The organism is Actinomycetota bacterium, from assembly GCA_030019255.1.
GTDB lineage: Bacteria > Actinomycetota > Geothermincolia > Geothermincolales > RBG-13-55-18 > Solincola_A.
The window spans coordinates 133,988-151,349 of sequence record JASEFK010000007.1 but is presented as its reverse complement, the minus strand read 5'-3'; the positions used below and the strand labels follow the sequence as shown (position 1 = coordinate 151,349).

Sequence of the window (17,362 nt, the reverse complement as noted above, 5' to 3'; positions counted from 1 at the left end):
GGTGCACGTGGACGAGATACCCGGCCTGGAGTCCACCGACGTCTCCACCCAGGTGAAGGCCTCGCTCCCCGTGGTGGCGGAACTGGCAACCTACTTCAACTTCGGAGGCATCACCGACGGCAACAGCTCCGTGGGGGCTGGACAGCCCTCCACGGATTGGTACTTCGCCGAGGGCTGCGTGCTTTGACCGGTTGAGGGTTTTATATAGGGGCCTCCCGGTCTCCGGGCGGCCCCGCCCCTTTCCCTTCCTTTACATGGCACTGACTCCGTGTTATCTTATTGAACCGTGCTAAAATGACCCTGGAGGTTGAATAGAGATGTATGCGGTCATAGAGACGGGAGGAAAGCAGTACCGGGTGGAGAGCGGCTCGGTGATCCGGGTGGAGAAGCTCGACATACCGGTGGGGGGGAAGATCATCTTTGAGCGGGTGCTCATGGCCGGCGGAGAAGGAGAGGTACTGGTGGGGCCGGAAGCCGGCAAGGTCAAGGTGGAGGGCACCGTCCTGGGGCACGGTAAGGGCCGGAAGATAGTGGTCTTCAAGTACCGGCCCAAGAAGGGTTACCACCGCAAGCGTGGCCACCGGCAGCTCTTCACCGAGGTCCGGGTGGACCGCATAAGCGCGGCCACCACGGGGAAGAAGGGCGCCGCGAAGGGAAGCGGCAAGGAGGAGAGAGAACGGAGCTCCGAGGGGAGTGATTGAGCATGTCCAGCAAGAAGGGCGTAGGGAGTTCTCGTAACGGCAGGGACAGCCGGTCCAAGAGACTGGGCGTTAAGAGCTACGGGGGCCAGTTCGTGACCGGGGGTTCCATCCTGGTCCGGCAGCGGGGTACCAGGATAAAACCCGGCGATAACGTGGGATTGGGAAAGGATTACACCCTCTTCGCCAAGGTCGACGGGTACGTGAGGTACCACCGCTCGGGCGACCGCCATTTCGTGAGCGTCATTCCCGTGGAGGGTGCCTGATCCGCGGACGCGGAAGGTCCTCCGGAGGGCTTCAGCGGTAAAAACCCCGGTGTACCGGGGTTTTCATTTTCGGCCTTCGGCAAGGCCGGGGATGGGGCGAAAGGCGCCGGGTAAAAAAGGGCCACCACGGAGGAACGGGACGTTGTTCATAGACGAGGTAGAGATCCAGGTGCGGGGGGGCGACGGAGGCGACGGCTGCGTCAGCTTCCACCGCGAAAAATACCGTCCAATGGGGGGTCCCGACGGAGGAGACGGAGGGCGGGGAGGATCGGTCATCCTGCGCGCATCGGACAGCGTGAACACCCTGGTGGAATTCACGCGCCGGGCGCGTTTCCGGGCTGGAAGGGGAGGCAACGGCTCGGGCAACGACCGCCGCGGAGCGGACGGGAAGGACCTAATCCTCGACGTACCGGTGGGCACCCAAGTCCGGGACGGGGAGGGCCGCCTTTTGGCCGACCTTTCCCGTCCCGGGCAGGAGGTGGTGGTGGCCAGGGGAGGGCGGGGAGGGCGTGGCAACGCCTCCTTCGCCACACCGGCGCGGAGGGCTCCCGACTTCGCGGAGAAGGGGGAGAAGGGGGAGGAGAAAAGGATCAGGCTGGAGCTTAAGCTCCTGGCCGACGTGGGAGTAGTGGGCCTTCCCAACGCCGGAAAGTCCACCCTCATTTCCCGCGTCTCCGCCGCCAGGCCGCGCATAGCGGATTATCCCTTCACCACCTTGGAGCCGGCCCTGGGAACGGTACGCGTGGACGAGGAGCGCAGCTTCGTCATCGCCGACCTGCCGGGTCTCATCCGGGGAGCCCACGAGGGGAGGGGCCTCGGGTTGAGGTTCCTCCGCCACGTAGAGAGGACTGCGGTCCTCCTTCACCTGGTGGACGTCTCCGGGGCGGCCATGGAGCCACCGGGTCGGGCCCTGGAGACGGTCCTGGGGGAACTGGAGGCCTACAGCCCGCGCCTCCTGCGGAGGCCCCAGCTTCTGGCGGCCAACAAGACGGACGTGGTCCATGAGACCTACCTGGAGGAGGCACGGGGGGAGGCGGAGAGGAGGAGATGGAAATTCTTTCCTGTTTCCGCCGTCACCGGGCAGGGGATACCGGAGTTGGTGGGCTGCCTCGCGGACCTGGTGGAGGAGCACAGGAGCCGGGGGAGGTACCCGGAGGTCGAGGAAAGGGTGGTCTACGTCTTCGATCCCCGGCGGGAGAGGGGCTTCCGCGTGGTGCGGGAGGAGGGTTATTACCGCGTGCTGGGCGAGTCGGTGGAGAGGCTGGTGGAGCGGCTGGACCTGAATAGGCCGCAGGCCCTGGCCTACGTGCAGTCCCGGCTCAGGATGATGGGGGTGGAAGAAGAGCTACTGCGCCAGGGGGCCAGGGAGGGGGACACGGTGGTCATAGGCGATTACGTGTTCGATTTCCTCCCCGAGCTGTGAGCATGGTGGCAAGGGTTCAATTGCCACGGTCCTCGGGAAACGAATTCTATCCTCCATATCCCCGGGACATGCGGGCGCGCTATTCCTAGAACCAGGGGGATGTCCCCCGGCGAAAGGATGGAAGAAAAGAATGGGCATCACGCCTTTCAAGCTTACGGGTTGTCCCCCGCCGAGGGGGATGGACGGTGGACGCGCCTGAGCATGGGAGCATGGGGTACCTCGCCGGCGGGGATGGTTGTGTTAACCTAAATGTAAAATCGGCCGGGCTGGCCCATAGCCGGGAGTGAGCTCGACCCGCGGCCGCGATGGAATGTCGGTGAGGGCGGGTCCGGAAGGCGATTCCTGAGGAGTGCAGGGAATGGGCGAGAGAAAACTTCCCTCGGTAAAGGTCCTGGTGGTCAAGGTGGGTACTTACACCCTGAGTGATGCCCGGGGCCGCCTGGACAGGGAGCAGGTGCGGAACCTGGTGGACCAGGTTGCCGGGGTGCGCGCCCGGGGTCCCCGGGTCATCCTGGTCTCCTCGGGAGCCATTGCCGCCGGCGTGGAGCTCATGGGTTTGCCCGAACGGCCCCGCGACATCCCCACCCTGCAGGCCGCCTCCTCGGTGGGGCAGGGGCTCCTGGTGCGCACCTACGCCGATCTCTTCGCCCGGCACGGGATACTGGTGGGGCAGGTCCTCTTCACCCAGTACGACTTCGCCCACCGTCGCCAGTATCTAAACGCCAGGAACACCTTCCGCAAGCTCCTCGAGCACGGCGTGCTGCCGCTGGTCAACGAGAACGACACCGTGGCCGTGGAGGAGATACGATTCGGGGACAACGACCGCCTAGCCGCCCTGGTGGCGGTGCTCACCGGGGCGGAACTCCTGGTCATGCTCTCGGACATCGAGGGGCTGTACACCGGGGATCCTCGGCGGGATCCGAAGGCCCGCATCATCCATGAAGTGGAGGAGATCACGCCGGAGCTGGTCCGGGCGGCCGGAAAGGCGGGCGGGGAGCATTCCTCGGGAGGGATGCGCGCCAAGCTGGAGGCGGCACGTATCGCCAATGCGGCGGGCATCGGGGCGGTGGTGGCTCCCGGGAGGGAGCCGGAGGTGCTGAGGCGGGTACTGGAGGGAGAGAGAGTGGGCACCTATTTCCATCCCTCCCCCCGGCGCCTGCGGAGCCAGAAGCACTGGATAGCTTTCGGCGCCACGCCCCGGGGGACCATAGTGGTTGACGACGGGGCGCGGGAGGCGCTGCTGAGCGGAGGAAAGAGCCTCCTGCCCGCCGGGGTTATCGAATGCCGGGGTGAGTTCAACGCCGGGGATGCCGTGGAAGTGGTGGATGCCAGTGGCCGGCATATAGCACGTGGGATATGCGGCATGTCCTCCTTGGAGGTCAACCGGGTCAAGGGCCTGCATACCAGGGAGGCCGCCGGGCGCCTCGGCGGTGAATGCGAGGAGGTCATCCACCGCGATTACCTGGTCATCCTGGAGGAGAGAGACGCCGGGAGCGGAGGCTGAGCGCGCCGGCACGACGTGGAGGCGGGCGGCGGGGAGGAGGACCGGCCGACGCTGGGAAAGAGTCTTAAGGTTGCCCTCCTCTTTGCGGGGGGCTGTTCGCCGAGGCGGCGATGCCTCCCCGGGACGGGTTCGCGAGTGGAGAGGTGATCGACGTTAAGCTGGCAAGGAGGGGATATGGAGGTTCTGGAAGAGATTGGAAAGAAAGCCAAGGAAGCGGCCCTGCATCTCGGGGCGCTGACCGCGGAGGTCAAGAACCGGGCCCTGGAGGAGATGGCCGAGGCACTCCTCTCCAGGGAGGAGGACATCCTGGCCGCCAACCGGTTGGACCTGGAGGCCGGGAGGGCGAGCGGCATGAGCTCCGCACTCATCGACCGCCTCACCTTAAACCCCAAGAGGATCGGGGAGATGGCGCAGGGCTTGCGCGAGGTGGCCGCGCTGCCGGACCCGGTGGGGGAGGTGGTCGCCGGGTGGAGGTTGCCCAACGGCCTGGAGATCCAGAAGGTAAGGGTACCACTCGGCGTGGTGGGCATCATTTATGAGGCCCGTCCCAACGTGACCGTGGACGCGGCGGGACTTTGCATAAAGTCGGGAAACGCGGTGATCCTGAGGGGCAGCTCCTCGGCCATCAACTCCAACCGAGTGCTCACCGAGGTCATAGCCGCAGCGGGGGAGAGCGCGGGCCTTCCCGCCGGGAGCATCCAGCTGGTGCCCCTGACGGACCGCGAATCGGCGAAAGAGCTCATGCGCATGCGGGAATACCTGGACGTTCTCATCCCCAGAGGAGGGGAGGGGCTCATCAGGACCGTGGTGGAAGAGAGTAGCGTCCCGGTGATCGAGACCGGGGTGGGCAACTGCCACACCTACGTGGATGCCTCCGCCGATCTGGACATGGCCCTGGAGATCGTTATCAACGCCAAGTGCCAGCGCCCCGGGGTATGCAACGCCATGGAGACCATGCTGGTGCACGAAGCGGTGGCCCGGGAGTTCCTGCCCCGGGCGGCGGAGGCGCTGGGGGAGAGGGGGGTGACCATCCGCGGCTGTCCCCGCACCCGGGAGATCATTCCCGAGGCGGATGAGGCTACCGAGGAGGACTGGTACCGGGAATACCTGGACCTCATCCTGGCGGTGAAGGTAGTTTCCGACCTCGAGGAGGCCATCGGGCACATCAACCGTTACGGGTCCAAGCACTCCGAGGCCATCGTTACCAGGGATTACCAGGCTGCCCGCCGCTTCGTGAGCATGGTGGATTCCGCGGACGTCTACGTGAATGCCTCCACGCGCTTCACCGACGGTGGGCAGTTCGGGCTGGGGGCGGAGATCGGCATCTCCACGCAGAAGCTGCACGCCCGTGGACCGATGAGCCTACGGGAGCTGACCTCCACCAAGTTCATCATCTGGGGGGAGGGGCAGATTCGGAGCTGAGATGGGCAGGCTGCGCTACAAGAGGATTGGGGTGATGGGGGGGACCTTCGACCCCATCCATCACGGGCACCTGGTGACCGCCGAGGAGGCCTGGAAGCAGTTCCAGCTGGACCTGGTCCTCTTCGTCCCCAGCGGCCATCCTCCCCACAAGGAGGACCGCCGGAGCCTGGATGCCGAGAGCCGCTACCTCATGACGGTGATAGCCACCGCCGACAACCCCCATTTCCAGGTCTCCCGCCTGGAGATCGACCGCCCTGGCCCCTCCTACACCATAGACACCGTCCGCGAACTGCACCGTGTCTACGGGAAAAACACCCAGATCTTTTTCATCACTGGTGCAGACGCCATACTGGAGATTCTCACCTGGAAGGAACCGGAAAAGGTCCTCCAGGAATGCACCTTCATCGCCGCCACCCGTCCCGGCTACGACCTGCGGCGCCTGGAGGAATCCCTGCCCGAGGCGGAGAGGGTACGCCACACCACCAACCCCCGGGTGCTGGTCATGGAGATACCCGCCCTGGCCATCTCCTCCACGGACATCCGCAGGAGGGTCAGGGAGGGAAAGCCCATCCGCTACCTGGTGCCGGAGGGGGTGCGGGAGTTCATCGAGAAGCACGGGTTTTACAGGTGAGGGACGCGCACCTGTCTCCATGGAGCAAGACCGCTGACCGGGAGGATGATGAGCAAAGTACCCGATAGTGACCGGGACAGCATTTCCGCGGCCCGGGCGAGGGAGAAGCCCTCGCGCCTGGCCCGCCACCGCAAGCGGGAGGCACGGCTGAGGAAGCGCCTGGTCATCGGCCTTCTGATCATCCTGGTGGCCGCCCTCACCATAGGCACCGTTGTGGACCTTCCGGCTATCAACTTTCCACGGCGCGCCTGGAACTGGCTGCTGGAACGGGTGGCCTCCTCAGGGGGCAGCGGGGGCGAGGAGCTCCCGGAGTACCTTTTCCAGACCCATCCCCAGACCGGTAAGCGACTGGAAGGCGGCGTGTCCGTGCTCCTGGGCGTGACCGGGAAACCGGATGAGGAGGGTCCGGGAGAACTCCTGTCCCTGGTCCTCTTCACCCTTCTTCCCGGCCAGGGCGGCCTGGAGGTCTATCTGGTCCCGGAAGTGCTCATGACCTATGACGCATCCGGGAATCCCGTGCGCCTGCGGGAGTGCCTGTGGGGGGACAAGGGAACGGACCTCCTTCGCTCCACGGTGGAGAACCTTTCCGGAACGGAGGTCCACTACCTCCTCCTCTGTGACTTCCGGGAGGCGGTCCGGGTCATGCAGGCTCTGGAGCTTCCGCCGGTGGTCCTCGAGGAGGACGCCCGGTTCCGCAATCCGCTGACCGGGGAGACCCAGACCGTTTTCGCCGGCCAGCGGATCAGCGACGCGGATCGCCTGCTTTGCCATCTCTTGGCCACGGACCGTTCTGATTACTGGGACGGATACCTGCATCGTGTGGAGCGGCTGAAGGAATTCCTGCCCCGGGCCCTGGAGACGCTTTCCGCACGAACGGGAGGGGTCGTCCCGGAGGGTTTCCCGGGGGAGGAAGGCGGCATGACCCTGGTCCCCGGCACGGGGTCGGAGGCTCGGGACGCCTCCTACCTAGTTTCCATGCTGCAGGCGGCGGTGACTGCCGCCGGGAGGGAGATACCCTGTCGCGGGATTCCGCGCGTGGATGTTCTCAACGGTTGCGGGGTTCCGGACCTGGGCAGGAAGGTCGGGGAACGCCTGGCGGACATGGGGGTTCCCCTGGGGGAAACGGGTAAAAACGCCAAGGTGGTGGTGAATGGGGAGGAGGTCAACGATTTCAGCCACCAGGAGAGTCTTATCATATGCCGCAGCGCCGATCCCCGGGCATTGGCTTTCGCCAGGTACCTGGGCGTGCAGCTTTCGGTGAAGGAGGTCCGAGAGGAGGTGGGACCGGGGGCGGAAGTGGTGGTGATAGCCGGGAGGGATATGGCCTCTTAAACGGCCTCATGTGGTAACCTAAGGGAGGGAAGGAAACGTTCTTCCCTGAAGTAAAGCGAGATCCGAATCGCCGCCCGGGAAAGGATAGGGTGGGAAAGGGCCGCGTAACTCGGAATCACGGAAGGAGGTGGATACCGGCGGAAAGCAGGGAGATAGCCGTTACCGCGGCGCGGGCGGCTGCCGCGAAGAAGGCCCGCGACGTGCTGGTCCTGGACATGAGGGAGGTATTCATCCTCACCGACTTCTTCGTTATCTGCAGCGGAAACACCGACCGCCAGGTGGCCGCCATCCAGGAGGCGGTGGAGGAAAGGCTGGCCGCCCTCGGCGTGAGGCCGGTGCGCCGCGAGGGAGTGCGGCACCGGCGTTGGATTCTCCTCGACTACCTGGATATCGTGGTCCACATCTTCCGCCAGGAGGAGAGGGAGTATTACGAGATAGAGAGGCTGTGGAAGGACGCCCCTCCTGTGGAATGGGAGGAGGAAAAGGACCGGGCCGCCACCGGGCTTTAAAATTTCCGCCCGCTCGGATGGAGAGCGTCAGGGGAAATACGCATACCTTCACGGCGGCATGACCCTATAACGCTCCGACAGAGGAGCCATGACGGTCGGGATCGTTGACGCATAAAGGGCGTATCCTTATACTTCTTCACTGATAGAGTCTTTAACGGGGCCGTGGCGCAGTGGGAGCGCGCTACCTTGGCATGGTAGAGGTCACGGGTTCAAGTCCCGTCGGCTCCACCAGGATTTGGCCGGGAAAACGCGAAAGCGGAACCCCGGCTTTTTCTTGCCTTGCTGGGGTCGTCCCTCCCCTCATCCAGGGGCATACCGCTTCGTGAGCCCGCCCATGTTGCCCGCCCTCACCTCCGCGTCCCCGTCTTCTCTGATCCACACCCACCGCGCCTCCGTCTTTCCCGCCCCGAGGAGGGCGAGACAACGCAGTGACAAACTCGATTTTTCTCGCTTTGCATACGCATCCTTCAGCCATCGGAATGCTGGGAATAGTTACTAAGAGAGGCCAATCCCTCGATGGCCTCGTGGACAAAAAGTGGTGAATGTGCCATATTTAAGGAATACCAAAAGGCGGTCGCTTCGAGATGGTGGGCCTTTTCATCGAGGAGCGCGAGAGTAAGGAGGAAGGACGTTGAAGAAATTACTGGCCATCGTTGTCTGTCTGGGATTGGTGTCCGTCCTGCTGGTACTGGCGGGATGCGGGAAGAAGGAGACTACCATTAAGACCCCTGAGGGCGAGGTAAGCGTGGAAGAGGGCGAGGGCAAGGTGACCTTCCGCGGCGAGGAAGGAGAGGTCACCTACGAGGCCACGGAGAAGGCTCCCACCGAGGAGGAACTGGGAGCCCCCATCTATCCCGGTGCCGAGTATGTGGAGGGAACCGGCGGCACGGTGAAGGGCACCTCCGAGGGTCAGGCCATCACCACTGCCGGTGGACAGTTCACCACCGGGGATGGCATTGAGGAGGTCATCTCCTGGTACGAGAGCAAGCTGGGCGCTCCCATGTACGAGAGCACCTCTCCCAGGGAGGCCAGCTGGATGATGAGCAGCGAGGACCACGTAGTCACCGTTTCCGTGACCGAGGAAGACGGGAAGACCAGCATCACCATCGCCAGGCTGTCGGGGACGAAATAAAACCTTCGCGGCGGGAATGTTGCGCACGGGCCGGCCTTCCGCCGGCCCTTTTCATGGTTGCCTCCAGATAGAGGTAGAGCGTCCTGCAGACGGGCGAATGTTATATAAGCGCTGCCCATGGGCATGGCTGCAGGGCAAGGGATGGCGGACGTTCCGGTGCGGCAGGAGGAGAACACGCGGTTTGGGCATCGGAGCCGGGGTGGGTTAGAATCGGGAAGGAACTGGGGTTGCCGCCGCTGAAAGGAAGGGATTATGAAGGCGCGAACGGCACGGGGATGGCGACGTATGACCACCTTGACGGTGGGAACGATTCTTTTAACCGCCTTCCTTCTCTTATCGGCGGGCTGCGGCGGAAAGGAGGTTCCCTCCGCGGGGGAACCCGCGGCCGAAGAGGTTGCACCTGATACCGCGGGAGCGGGGGAAGAAAAGGCACCGGATCCCGAAACCGGTGCCGTGGAGGGCGGGGAAAGCGTGACCTACACGATGGACGGGAGCGTGGTGACCTACCAGGTGAGCCAGGAGGCGCCGCCCGAGGAGATGCTGGGCGTGCCCGTTTATCCCAGAGCCGCTTACGTACCCGGGAGCGGGGGGAGCGTCAAAGGGAACGCTCCCGAGGGCGAGTTCGCCACCGTGGGAGGAGAATTCCGCAGCGCGGACAGCTTCGAGGCTGTGTATTACTGGTACCGGGAGAGGTTGGGAGATCCTACCATGTGCAACCCCCAGCAGGCCCTGGCCACCTGGAACCGCGCCGAGGGGGACCGCATGGTGGTGGTCGGCATCCGGAGGGAGGGCGGCGAGACGGTGATCCTAATCTACTCCCTGCAGGGGAACACCGAACTCCTCACCCCCTGAATCGTGATGCGCCGGCTAGGGCGTTGTGGACCCTTTTACCGGCCGGGGGCGCTTTAACCAGCCGGGTAAAGAGGAGTTTTCCCGACCATGAGGGTCCCCGGCCGGAAAGGGCAAGCCCGGCGGAGATCTGTTCACCGGGTTGTTGGAGAGGGTAGCTCTTACGCTCGGATTGGGCACCGGATTCAGCTAAATTCCCTCTCCTTTCCGCATTCGGTCAACCTCCCATGGAGACGGGCCGACCGGATTTGCCCGGTTAAAAGGAAAAAGTGGGCAGGGCAGGGGGACACCGTATGCGCGGGTAAGGTCGCCATCTTAAATTGGTTAGTAATATTAACTTATAGGTCATCATAGATTAACATCACAAATGGAGGGTGAAATACTCGATAAAAGGTACGGGTTTCATCCCGCGACGATGCAAGGAGGATGGTCAGCGGCGGCGATGGGTGCGGAGGTTTGAGCAGGGGGTGAAGATGGGGCAGGGAAGGAAATACGACGTCGTGGTCATCGGGGCCGGCGTGGGCGGCCTGGTGTGCGCCAATTACCTGGTGCGCATGGGCAAGAAGGTGCTCCTCCTCGAGCACGGAAAGTCGGTGGGCGGCAACATCTCCGGCTTCCGACGCCGGGGCTTTTTCTTCGACGCCGGGTCCCAGTCCACGGAGAACGTGGGCATTCTCTTTCCCATCCTCGAGGAACTGGGGATATTCAACCCCGAGGACTGGGAGCGCGCGGACTGGCGGTGGGTGACCCCGGACTGCGACGTGGTGCTGCGCGATTTCTCCCAGGTGCGGGCGGACTTCAAGGCCTGCTTCCCGGAGTCTTCCCGGGACATCGACGCCTGGTTCGACTTCCTGGAGCCGGGCTGCCGGCTGATGGTGGAGATGCTCGGGGAACATCCCTTCCCCCTGGTCAAGCGCGGGGCGGAGAAATTGCGCCTCACCGCAAGGGTTTTTCGCCTCGGCCTCCCGCTTACCGGGACCATGCCCAGGACCTTGAGGATTCCGGGGAGCGAACTGGCGCGCCGTATCTTCCGCGACCCGAGGCTGGCCTTTCTTTTCGGGGAGTTCGGCGACAGCAACATGCTGCTTTTCATGCATTACTCCTTCTGGTACAGCTTCCTCCACGATTACGTGTATCCAAAGGGCGGCCTGGTCTCCCTGGCCGAGTCCCTGGCCCGGAGCTTCCAGGAACACGGGGGGGAGTTGAGGACCTCCTGCACCGTGGACCGCATCCTCACTGAGGGTGACCTGGCGGTGGGGGTGGAGACCCGGGAGGGCGAGCGTTATCGTGCCGAAAAGGTGGTGAATACCGGGAATCCGAGGAGGCTGGTTTCCGTGATGTGCGACCCCGCGCTCTTTCCCCGCCGCTTCCGGTCCGTCATGGAGAACGGTCCGGTGAGCATCTCGGTAATCACCGCCTTTCTGGGCCTGGACATCCCCGACCGGGAATTGGAGGGCTACCTCAAGACCCATCACGTGATCCACTGGAGAACCTACGGGGCGCAGGAGGATGTCTACGATCCCGACCTGCACCGCAAGAGGTGGGCCATGATCAGCTGGTGCTCCCGGCACGACAAGACTCTGGCTCCCCCGGGAAAGAATTCCATCATCATACAGATCCCCATGCCCTACGACTGGCTCAACGGCTGGGGCACCGGTTCATCCGACCCCTGCGTGCGCAACGAGGAATACTGGAGGTTGAAGGAAAAGGTCCTCAAGGAGGTCATCTCGGATACGGAACGGATCGTTCCCGGCCTGGGGAGCAGGGTGGAATGCAGCGACCTGGCCACCCCTCGTACCCTGGCCCGCTTCACCCTTAACCCACGGGGGTCCATCATGGGATGGTCCTACGACATGTACCGCACCCCCCTCTTCGGAAGGTTCGCCCGCTTCACCACGCCGGTGAAGAACCTCTATCTGGCGGGTCATTATTCCATCTGGCCGGGCGGGATCGTCTTCTCTGCCCTGAGCGGAAAGCTGGTGGCCCAAGGCATCTACGAGGGTTTCCGCAGGGTCCTTCTCTGGTGAGTCTGGTGGGGCGTGGTTCGAGCCGGCGCCCGGAGCGCCGTTCTCGCCCCGTTTGATTTCACGCCCGCAGGCTGGAGGATATAACCACGCGGTCGCTCGGGGCCGTTTCTCGATAGTTCCGGTCGGGGATGCCGTCATCGAATACCTGGTATTCGACTTGTGGATATTGACCCCCAGGTAACTAAAATATATAGTAATGACGCGTCAGTTCAGAATCGAGGAAAGGTCTAGCCTTCTTCCGGCGTGACCCGGAGCCGGGGAAGGAACTTTAAAGGGCTGCGGGGGCGGGGTCAAGCCCTTGAGTAAAGGTACGGAAGGGAGGGAGGCTGGGAGGGGATGGAAGACGTGTCTTCACCGGGTAGATAACCGCGCGGTGATTGCCGGTGAAGAAGGAAAATCAGCTGGCTTGAGAGTCTCACGTACCTGCAAAGGGGAGGGTAACTTCCAAGGCCAAGATTATGTGGCGGAATTCTTGACCCAGAGGTTGATATTGTGAACATATGGAATTAGCATGTATGTTATCTTAGGAGCACCAAGGGCACGGTACCGGATTTCCGAGAACCGGATCCGCCGACCGTAGGGCCGATGTTAAAAAAGGGGGGGTTGCGACTATGGAGTACCCGTGGTTCAAGGAATATGATCTCTGCGGCATTCCCAGGACCTTGGAGCCCTATCCCTCCATCCCCACCCACGGGTTCCTGGACCGGGTGGCGGAGGAATTTCCCCGCATGGGTTGCGTCCAGTTGGGCCTGGAGATGACCTACGGGGAGATTAAGGACCACGCGGACCGCCTGGCTAACGCCCTGGCGGGCCTGGGGGTGGAGAAGGGTGACCGTGTGGTGACCCTGCTTCCCTCCTCTATCCAGTACGTGGTGGCCGATTCCGGGATCTCCAAGGCGGGGGCGGTGCACGTGCCCTGCAGCTTCCTCGAGGCCCGGGAAACCCTGGCTCACAAGTTCACCGAGAGCTCTCCCAAGGCCATCATCTGCCTGGAGGAACACCTGGCCACCGCCGAGTACTTGCGGGAGTTCATGGCCGCCCCCAACATCATCATTACCAAGCTGGACGATTATTCCGGGTGGTCCACCAAGCGTTCCAGCCTTCCGGATGTACTCTGGCTTCCGGAGGTAATCGAGCAGGCTGATCCCCGGCCCCCCAAGGTGGACATCGATCCCGCCCATGACCTGGAGACCCTGCTCTTCACCGGCGGGACCACGGGACTTCCCAAGGGATGCATGCTCACCCACCGCAACCTGGTGGCCAACGTACTCCAGAACATCGCCGTCTTCGGCCCCGTGACCAAGGTGCTCAAGGGGAATATCAACGTCATCATGGGGCTTCCCTTCTTCCACAGCTACGGTCACTGCATCATGCACACCATGATCGGGGGCATGGCCGCCACCATGCTCATCGTCCCCGACCCCCGGGACGTGAAGGCCATGCTGGACATCATGCACAAGTACAATCCGGTGATCCAGTTCGGGGTTCCCACCCAGTTCATGAAGATGCTTGAGGAGGACCTGCGGGCCGCCCGGGTCATCGGCATTTCCGGCTCAGCGGCGCTGCCCCCCACGGTCCAGGAGAAGTTCGAGGAATCCAGCGGGGGAGGGTACGTATCCGAGGGATATGGCCTCTCCGAGCTCTCCCCGGTAACCCACTTCAACGTCTCCACCAACCTGCGGGTCATGGGGGGAAGGAAGGGGGTAAGGATCTTCAACGCCGTACTCTTTAACCCGGTGAGCATCGCCCTCACCAGGGCCCAGGCCAGGCTCCTGGGTCCCAGGAGGTTCGGCAAGATGTTCACCGGCATCATCGGCTTCCTGGCCAAGCGCTCCCGCAAGTCCGAGGAGGCCCGCAGGGTGGAGAAGAAGGCCACCATCGGCATCCCCCTGCCGGACACCGAGGTCCGGGTGGTGGAGGTGGACAGCGGGCGCGTCCTCTCCTTCGAGGAGCTTTACCGGGACGGCAAGGTGGGCGAAATGCTCCTCAAGGGACCCCAGCGCATGCTGGGTTACTGGCCGGAGCCGGGCAAGGGCCTGGACGAGGAAGGCTTCGTCCACACTGGGGACGTGGTGAAGATGGACGAGAACGGCTACTTCTCCATCGTCGACCGGACCAAGGACATGGTCATCGTTTCCGGGTACAAGGTGTACACCCGCGAGGTGGACGACATCCTTTACGATCACCCGGCCACCGAGCTGGCGGCCACCATCGGGGTCCCCGACCCGGAGAGGCCGGGTAGCGAGCGGGTGTGGGTCTTCGTCCAGGTGAAGGAGGAGTACAAGGGAAAGGTCACCGAAGAGGATTACATGAACTACCTCAAGGAGAAGGTGGCCAAGTATGCCGTGCCCCGTGAGGTGATCTTCCTGGACGAGATGCCTCTCACCGAGGTCTTCAAGGTCAACAAGAAGGCCCTGCGGGAGATGCAAGTAAAGAAACTGCAGCCCGACCAGGCCACGGAGGGCTGAGGCGGAACCTTCAGCTCAGGAGGAAAGAAAACCGCTTGCGAGAAGGCACTCGCGCGCCGCCTCGAGGGCCGGGGAGGAAGGAATTTCCAGGAAGTTTTCAGCCCCGGCGTCGAATTCCCGGACCGTCTCGTCCTCCGGGAGGAATCCCAGCAGGGGAAGGACAGTGCTTTCACACACCGCCCGGGCCTCTTCCGGGTCCCTCACCCGGTTGACGATGAGGCCCAGCTTCCGGTAGTCCACGGCCTCCTCGGCGACCTCCCGGATGGACTCCGCCACTTTAATGCCTTTGGCCGTTACGTCGCTGACCAGGAGGAGGTGGGAGACGGAGCGCATCACCCGCCGGTTCACCTGTTCCACCCCGGCCTCGGCGTCGATGAGGGTGAGGTCGAAGTGGGAGGAGAGGAACTCGATGGCTTCCCGCAGCAGCATGTTCAGCTGGCAGTAGCATCCCTCCTCCTCCGGGCGCCCCACGGAGAGGAAGGCCAGGTTGCCCTCCTCCTCCAGGATCTCCATCATCTTGTAATCCACGGAGGCCGCCAGGTCCACCTGGTCGGCGGCGTGCTCCCGCACCGTGGAGATGATCTCCTTGCGCACGTCGTTGACCGTCCTGGGCGGGAAGATGCGCAGGGCCATGCCCAGTCCCACGGCCGGGTCGGCGTCCACCACCAGGACGCGGCGCCGGCCGTCCTCCCGGAGGAGCCTGGCCAGAAGGGCGGCCACGGTGGTCTTGCCCACCCCGCCCTTGCCGCAGACGGCCACCACCGTCCTCTGGTTCACCCGGGATCGACCTCCCCACCGCCCCGTTCCGCCTGCAGGCGCTCGCGGATGCGCCGCAGCTCGACCACGCTGTCGCAGACCTCCACGTACTCGCAGGTGTCGCAGTCGAAGTTCATCTCCTCGTACATCTTGATCAGCGCCTCCACGATCTCCTGGACCAGGTCGGCGGCGCCGGACAGTTCCTCGATGTCCTCCGGGGAGGAGGTTACCAGGAGCACCTCCGCGGCGTCCACGAAGTCCAGGCTCTTCACCGCTTGGATGAGGGCGCTCCCCAGCACCTGGGCGTTGAAGCCCCGGGCCATGGCTTCCCGGCTGATGCGGCACCACACGCTCTGTCTCCCGGGGAGGACGCGGGTCATGAAGCCGAGCAGGCCGAGGTTGTAGGTGGCGTCACGTAGGTCGCGGTAACAGTCGTACTCGTCGCTGAAGCGGCCGCCCACCATGACCACCTGGGCCAGGGGCGCCCTTCCGCCGCCGATCTCCGGGAAGTCCGGTCCCACCAGGGTTATCCTCCCGTCCGCCACGGCTCCGGAGTCGTCCCAGAGAAGGAGGGAACGGGAGGACGTGCCTGGGCTTCCCAGCTCCAGGCCGGTGTCCTCGCTCAGGATGACCTGGGGGGAGGAGGCCCGGGGAAGCACGGGGGTATAGGAGAACTCCCTCGCTTTTCCCAGGGAGCGCTTTTCCTCCAGGTAGCGCCGGATGTCCTTCAGGGGTTCCTCGAAGAGTCCCAACTCAGCTCGCTTCCACCAGCAGGGCGGCGCCCACCGCCGCGGCCAGCATGGGGTCCAGGGGGAAGGGTTGGAATTCTCCCTCCATGCGCTCACGCACCAGGTCCACCACGGTGTGTACCCTGGCCACGCCGCCGGTGAAGGTGTAGCGGTTGCCGCCCCCGAAGCGGCGGGCCTGGGAGGTGACGATGCGAGCCACGGCGTCGCACAGGCCGGCCACGATGTCCTGGGGTGATTCCCCGTTGTTGACGTGGGTGATGACCTCGCTCTCCACGAAGACACCGCACTGGGAGCTTATGGGGACGCGCTTCGCGGCCCGCGAGGCCTCCTCGTCGATGCGCTCCACGGGGATGCCCAGGGCCGCGGCCATGACCTCCAGGAAGCGGCCGGAGCCCGAGGCACACTTGTCGTTGCGCATGAAGTCTACGACCTCGCCCTCCGGGTCCAGGAGCATGGAGGTGATGCTCTGTCCCCCGATGTCCACCACCAGGTCCACCTCGGGAAGGAGGCAACGCGCTGCCCAGCCGATGCAGGCCACCTCGTCCTCCAGGAAGTCGGCCTCCTTGAGGAACTCGGCTCCGCTTCCCGTGGTCACCATGCCGTCCAGGTTGTGGCGGCTCACCCCCGCCTCGCGGCACACCTCCTCGATGAGCCCGTCCACTTCCCCGGCGATGTTGCCGGTGGTCTCCATTATCTTCCAGGCGAGCAGGGTCTCGCCGTCCATGACCACCGCCTTGGAGAAGAGGCTCCCGATGTCGCAACCCAGCGCCTTCATCTCGTCCCTCCCATGCGACGGGCGAGGATGGCGGCGCCCAGCGCCCCCACGATCTGGGGATCCACCGGGCAGGGCACCATCCTCACTCCCAGGATGCGCTCCAGTTCCGCCTTCACCGCGGCGTTCTTGGCCACCCCGCCGGACATGGTCACCTCAGGTTCCACCCCCACCCGTCGGGCCAGGGCGGCCACCCGCTCGGCCATGGCCCGGTTGACGCTTGCGGCGATGTCCGCCTTGTCCACGCCCCGCTGCATGTAGTGCAGGACCTCCGTCTCGCAGAAGATGCTGCAGCGGCTGGAGAGGTCCACCGGGTGCCGGGACTTGAGGGACAGGGTGCCCAGCTCGTCCAGGGTAATGCCCAGGGTGCGGCACATGACCTCCAGGAAGCGACCGGTTCCCGCCGCGCACTTGTCGTTCATGACGAAATCCTTGAGCTCTCCCGTGGGCTCCATGCGGATGACCTTGGCGTCCTGGCCCCCGATGTCGATGATGGTGCGCACCCCGGGGAGGAGCCACAGGGCGCCCGTGCCGTGGCAGGAGATCTCGCTCACGTTGGCCTGGGCCAGGCCGCGGGCCTGCACCTGCTCCCTGCCGTACCCGGTGCTCACCGTGAAGTCGATGTCCCCGGGACGGAGGCCCAGCTCGGAGAGGAGCTCCCCCATCACCGTCTCCGCCGATTCCACCGGGTTGGGCTTCACCCTTATGCTCCGGAAGCCGGCGATCTTTCCGTCCTCCATGATCACCGCCTGGGCGGTGAGGGAGCCCACGTCGATACCCCCGAAGCGCATGTCTCACCTCCCTCTGCCGACTTGCCGGTCCCC

Annotated in this window: 16 protein-coding genes, 1 tRNA gene and 1 pseudogene; 14 read left to right on the top strand and 4 right to left on the bottom strand. The window is 64.2% G+C overall.

Going from position 1 to position 17,362, the window contains the following annotated elements:
- The 14 genes and pseudogenes from QME84_08145 to QME84_08080 form a co-directional block, all read left to right on the top strand.
- Window positions 1–187, top strand: a 187-nt coding sequence (locus QME84_08145; protein ID MDI6874235.1) for a hypothetical protein, incomplete at its 5' end; no start/stop codon positions are given.
- Between the two features lie 130 nt (window positions 188–317).
- Window positions 318–623, top strand: a pseudogene (gene rplU / locus QME84_08140) (50S ribosomal protein L21).
- Window positions 624–703: 80 nt separating this feature from the next.
- Window positions 704–964 (top strand): 50S ribosomal protein L27, encoded by a 261-nt coding sequence (gene rpmA, locus QME84_08135; GenBank protein MDI6874234.1) that lies wholly within the window; start codon window positions 704–706, stop codon window positions 962–964.
- A gap of 142 nt (window positions 965–1,106) precedes the next feature.
- Window positions 1,107–2,387, top strand: coding sequence for a GTPase ObgE (gene obgE, locus QME84_08130; protein MDI6874233.1), 1,281 nt, complete (start codon window positions 1,107–1,109; stop codon window positions 2,385–2,387).
- A gap of 358 nt (window positions 2,388–2,745) precedes the next feature.
- Window positions 2,746–3,891 carry a glutamate 5-kinase gene (proB, locus tag QME84_08125; GenBank protein MDI6874232.1) on the top strand — a complete coding sequence of 382 codons (1,146 nt, stop codon included), beginning with the start codon at window positions 2,746–2,748 and terminating at the stop codon, window positions 3,889–3,891.
- A gap of 174 nt (window positions 3,892–4,065) precedes the next feature.
- Window positions 4,066–5,313 carry a glutamate-5-semialdehyde dehydrogenase gene (locus QME84_08120; GenBank protein MDI6874231.1) on the top strand — a complete coding sequence of 416 codons (1,248 nt, stop codon included), beginning with the start codon at window positions 4,066–4,068 and terminating at the stop codon, window positions 5,311–5,313.
- A gap of 1 nt (window position 5,314) precedes the next feature.
- Window positions 5,315–5,944 (top strand): nicotinate-nucleotide adenylyltransferase, encoded by a 630-nt coding sequence (nadD, locus tag QME84_08115; protein MDI6874230.1) that lies wholly within the window; start codon window positions 5,315–5,317, stop codon window positions 5,942–5,944.
- A 48-nt stretch (window positions 5,945–5,992) separates the two neighbouring features.
- A complete protein-coding gene (locus QME84_08110; GenBank protein MDI6874229.1) occupies window positions 5,993–7,276 on the top strand; it encodes a LytR C-terminal domain-containing protein in 1,284 nt (427 codons plus the stop codon).
- A gap of 89 nt (window positions 7,277–7,365) precedes the next feature.
- On the top strand, window positions 7,366–7,785 hold the full coding sequence (gene rsfS, locus QME84_08105) for a ribosome silencing factor (GenBank protein ID MDI6874228.1): 420 nt from the start codon (window positions 7,366–7,368) through the stop codon (window positions 7,783–7,785).
- Between the two features lie 156 nt (window positions 7,786–7,941).
- Window positions 7,942–8,016, top strand: a tRNA-Ala gene (locus QME84_08100).
- Between the two features lie 400 nt (window positions 8,017–8,416).
- Complete coding sequence (locus QME84_08095) at window positions 8,417–8,917, top strand: hypothetical protein (protein MDI6874227.1); 501 nt, start codon at window positions 8,417–8,419, stop codon at window positions 8,915–8,917.
- Window positions 8,918–9,388: 471 nt separating this feature from the next.
- On the top strand, window positions 9,389–9,769 hold the full coding sequence (locus tag QME84_08090; GenBank protein ID MDI6874226.1) for a hypothetical protein: 381 nt from the start codon (window positions 9,389–9,391) through the stop codon (window positions 9,767–9,769).
- A 470-nt stretch (window positions 9,770–10,239) separates the two neighbouring features.
- Window positions 10,240–11,793, top strand: coding sequence for an NAD(P)/FAD-dependent oxidoreductase (locus QME84_08085; protein ID MDI6874225.1), 1,554 nt, complete (start codon window positions 10,240–10,242; stop codon window positions 11,791–11,793).
- 611 nt (window positions 11,794–12,404) lie between these two features.
- On the top strand, window positions 12,405–14,261 hold the full coding sequence (locus QME84_08080; GenBank protein MDI6874224.1) for an AMP-binding protein: 1,857 nt from the start codon (window positions 12,405–12,407) through the stop codon (window positions 14,259–14,261).
- Window positions 14,262–14,276: 15 nt separating this feature from the next.
- Here the strand turns inward: QME84_08080 and QME84_08075 are convergent, their stop codons facing one another.
- The 4 genes from QME84_08075 to QME84_08060 are packed head-to-tail and all read right to left on the bottom strand — an operon-like array spanning window position 14,277 to window position 17,329.
- On the bottom strand, window positions 14,277–15,038 hold the full coding sequence (locus QME84_08075; GenBank protein ID MDI6874223.1) for an AAA family ATPase: 762 nt from the start codon (window positions 15,036–15,038) through the stop codon (window positions 14,277–14,279).
- Window positions 15,035–15,769, bottom strand: a complete 735-nt coding sequence (locus QME84_08070; GenBank protein ID MDI6874222.1) for a hypothetical protein — start codon at window positions 15,767–15,769, stop codon at window positions 15,035–15,037. The genes QME84_08075 and QME84_08070 overlap by 4 nt, the downstream gene beginning before the upstream one ends.
- Window position 15,770: 1 nt before the next feature.
- Window positions 15,771–16,541, bottom strand: a complete 771-nt coding sequence (locus tag QME84_08065; protein ID MDI6874221.1) for an acyl-CoA dehydratase activase — start codon at window positions 16,539–16,541, stop codon at window positions 15,771–15,773.
- Window positions 16,538–17,329: an acyl-CoA dehydratase activase gene (locus tag QME84_08060; protein MDI6874220.1), complete on the bottom strand. Its 792-nt coding sequence runs from the start codon at window positions 17,327–17,329 to the stop codon at window positions 16,538–16,540. Before QME84_08060 ends, QME84_08065 begins: the two co-directional genes overlap by 4 nt.
- Between the last annotated feature and the right edge of the window lie 33 nt (window positions 17,330–17,362).

What these genes read in the sequence shown, in the direction of transcription:
- rpmA (MDI6874234.1), top strand. Translation starts at nt 704, where the DNA reads ATGTCCAGCAAGAAGGGCGTAGGGAGTTCTCGTAACGGCAGGGACAGC.
- proB (MDI6874232.1), top strand. Translation starts at nt 2,746, where the DNA reads ATGGGCGAGAGAAAACTTCCCTCGGTAAAGGTCCTGGTGGTCAAGGTG.
- QME84_08120 (MDI6874231.1), top strand. Translation starts at nt 4,066, where the DNA reads ATGGAGGTTCTGGAAGAGATTGGAAAGAAAGCCAAGGAAGCGGCCCTG.
- nadD (MDI6874230.1), top strand. Translation starts at nt 5,315, where the DNA reads ATGGGCAGGCTGCGCTACAAGAGGATTGGGGTGATGGGGGGGACCTTC.
- QME84_08110 (MDI6874229.1), top strand. Translation starts at nt 5,993, where the DNA reads ATGAGCAAAGTACCCGATAGTGACCGGGACAGCATTTCCGCGGCCCGG.
- QME84_08085 (MDI6874225.1), top strand. Translation starts at nt 10,240, where the DNA reads ATGGGGCAGGGAAGGAAATACGACGTCGTGGTCATCGGGGCCGGCGTG.
- QME84_08080 (MDI6874224.1), top strand. Translation starts at nt 12,405, where the DNA reads ATGGAGTACCCGTGGTTCAAGGAATATGATCTCTGCGGCATTCCCAGG.
- QME84_08065 (MDI6874221.1), bottom strand. Translation starts at nt 16,541, where the DNA reads ATGAAGGCGCTGGGTTGCGACATCGGGAGCCTCTTCTCCAAGGCGGTG.
- QME84_08060 (MDI6874220.1), bottom strand. Translation starts at nt 17,329, where the DNA reads ATGCGCTTCGGGGGTATCGACGTGGGCTCCCTCACCGCCCAGGCGGTG.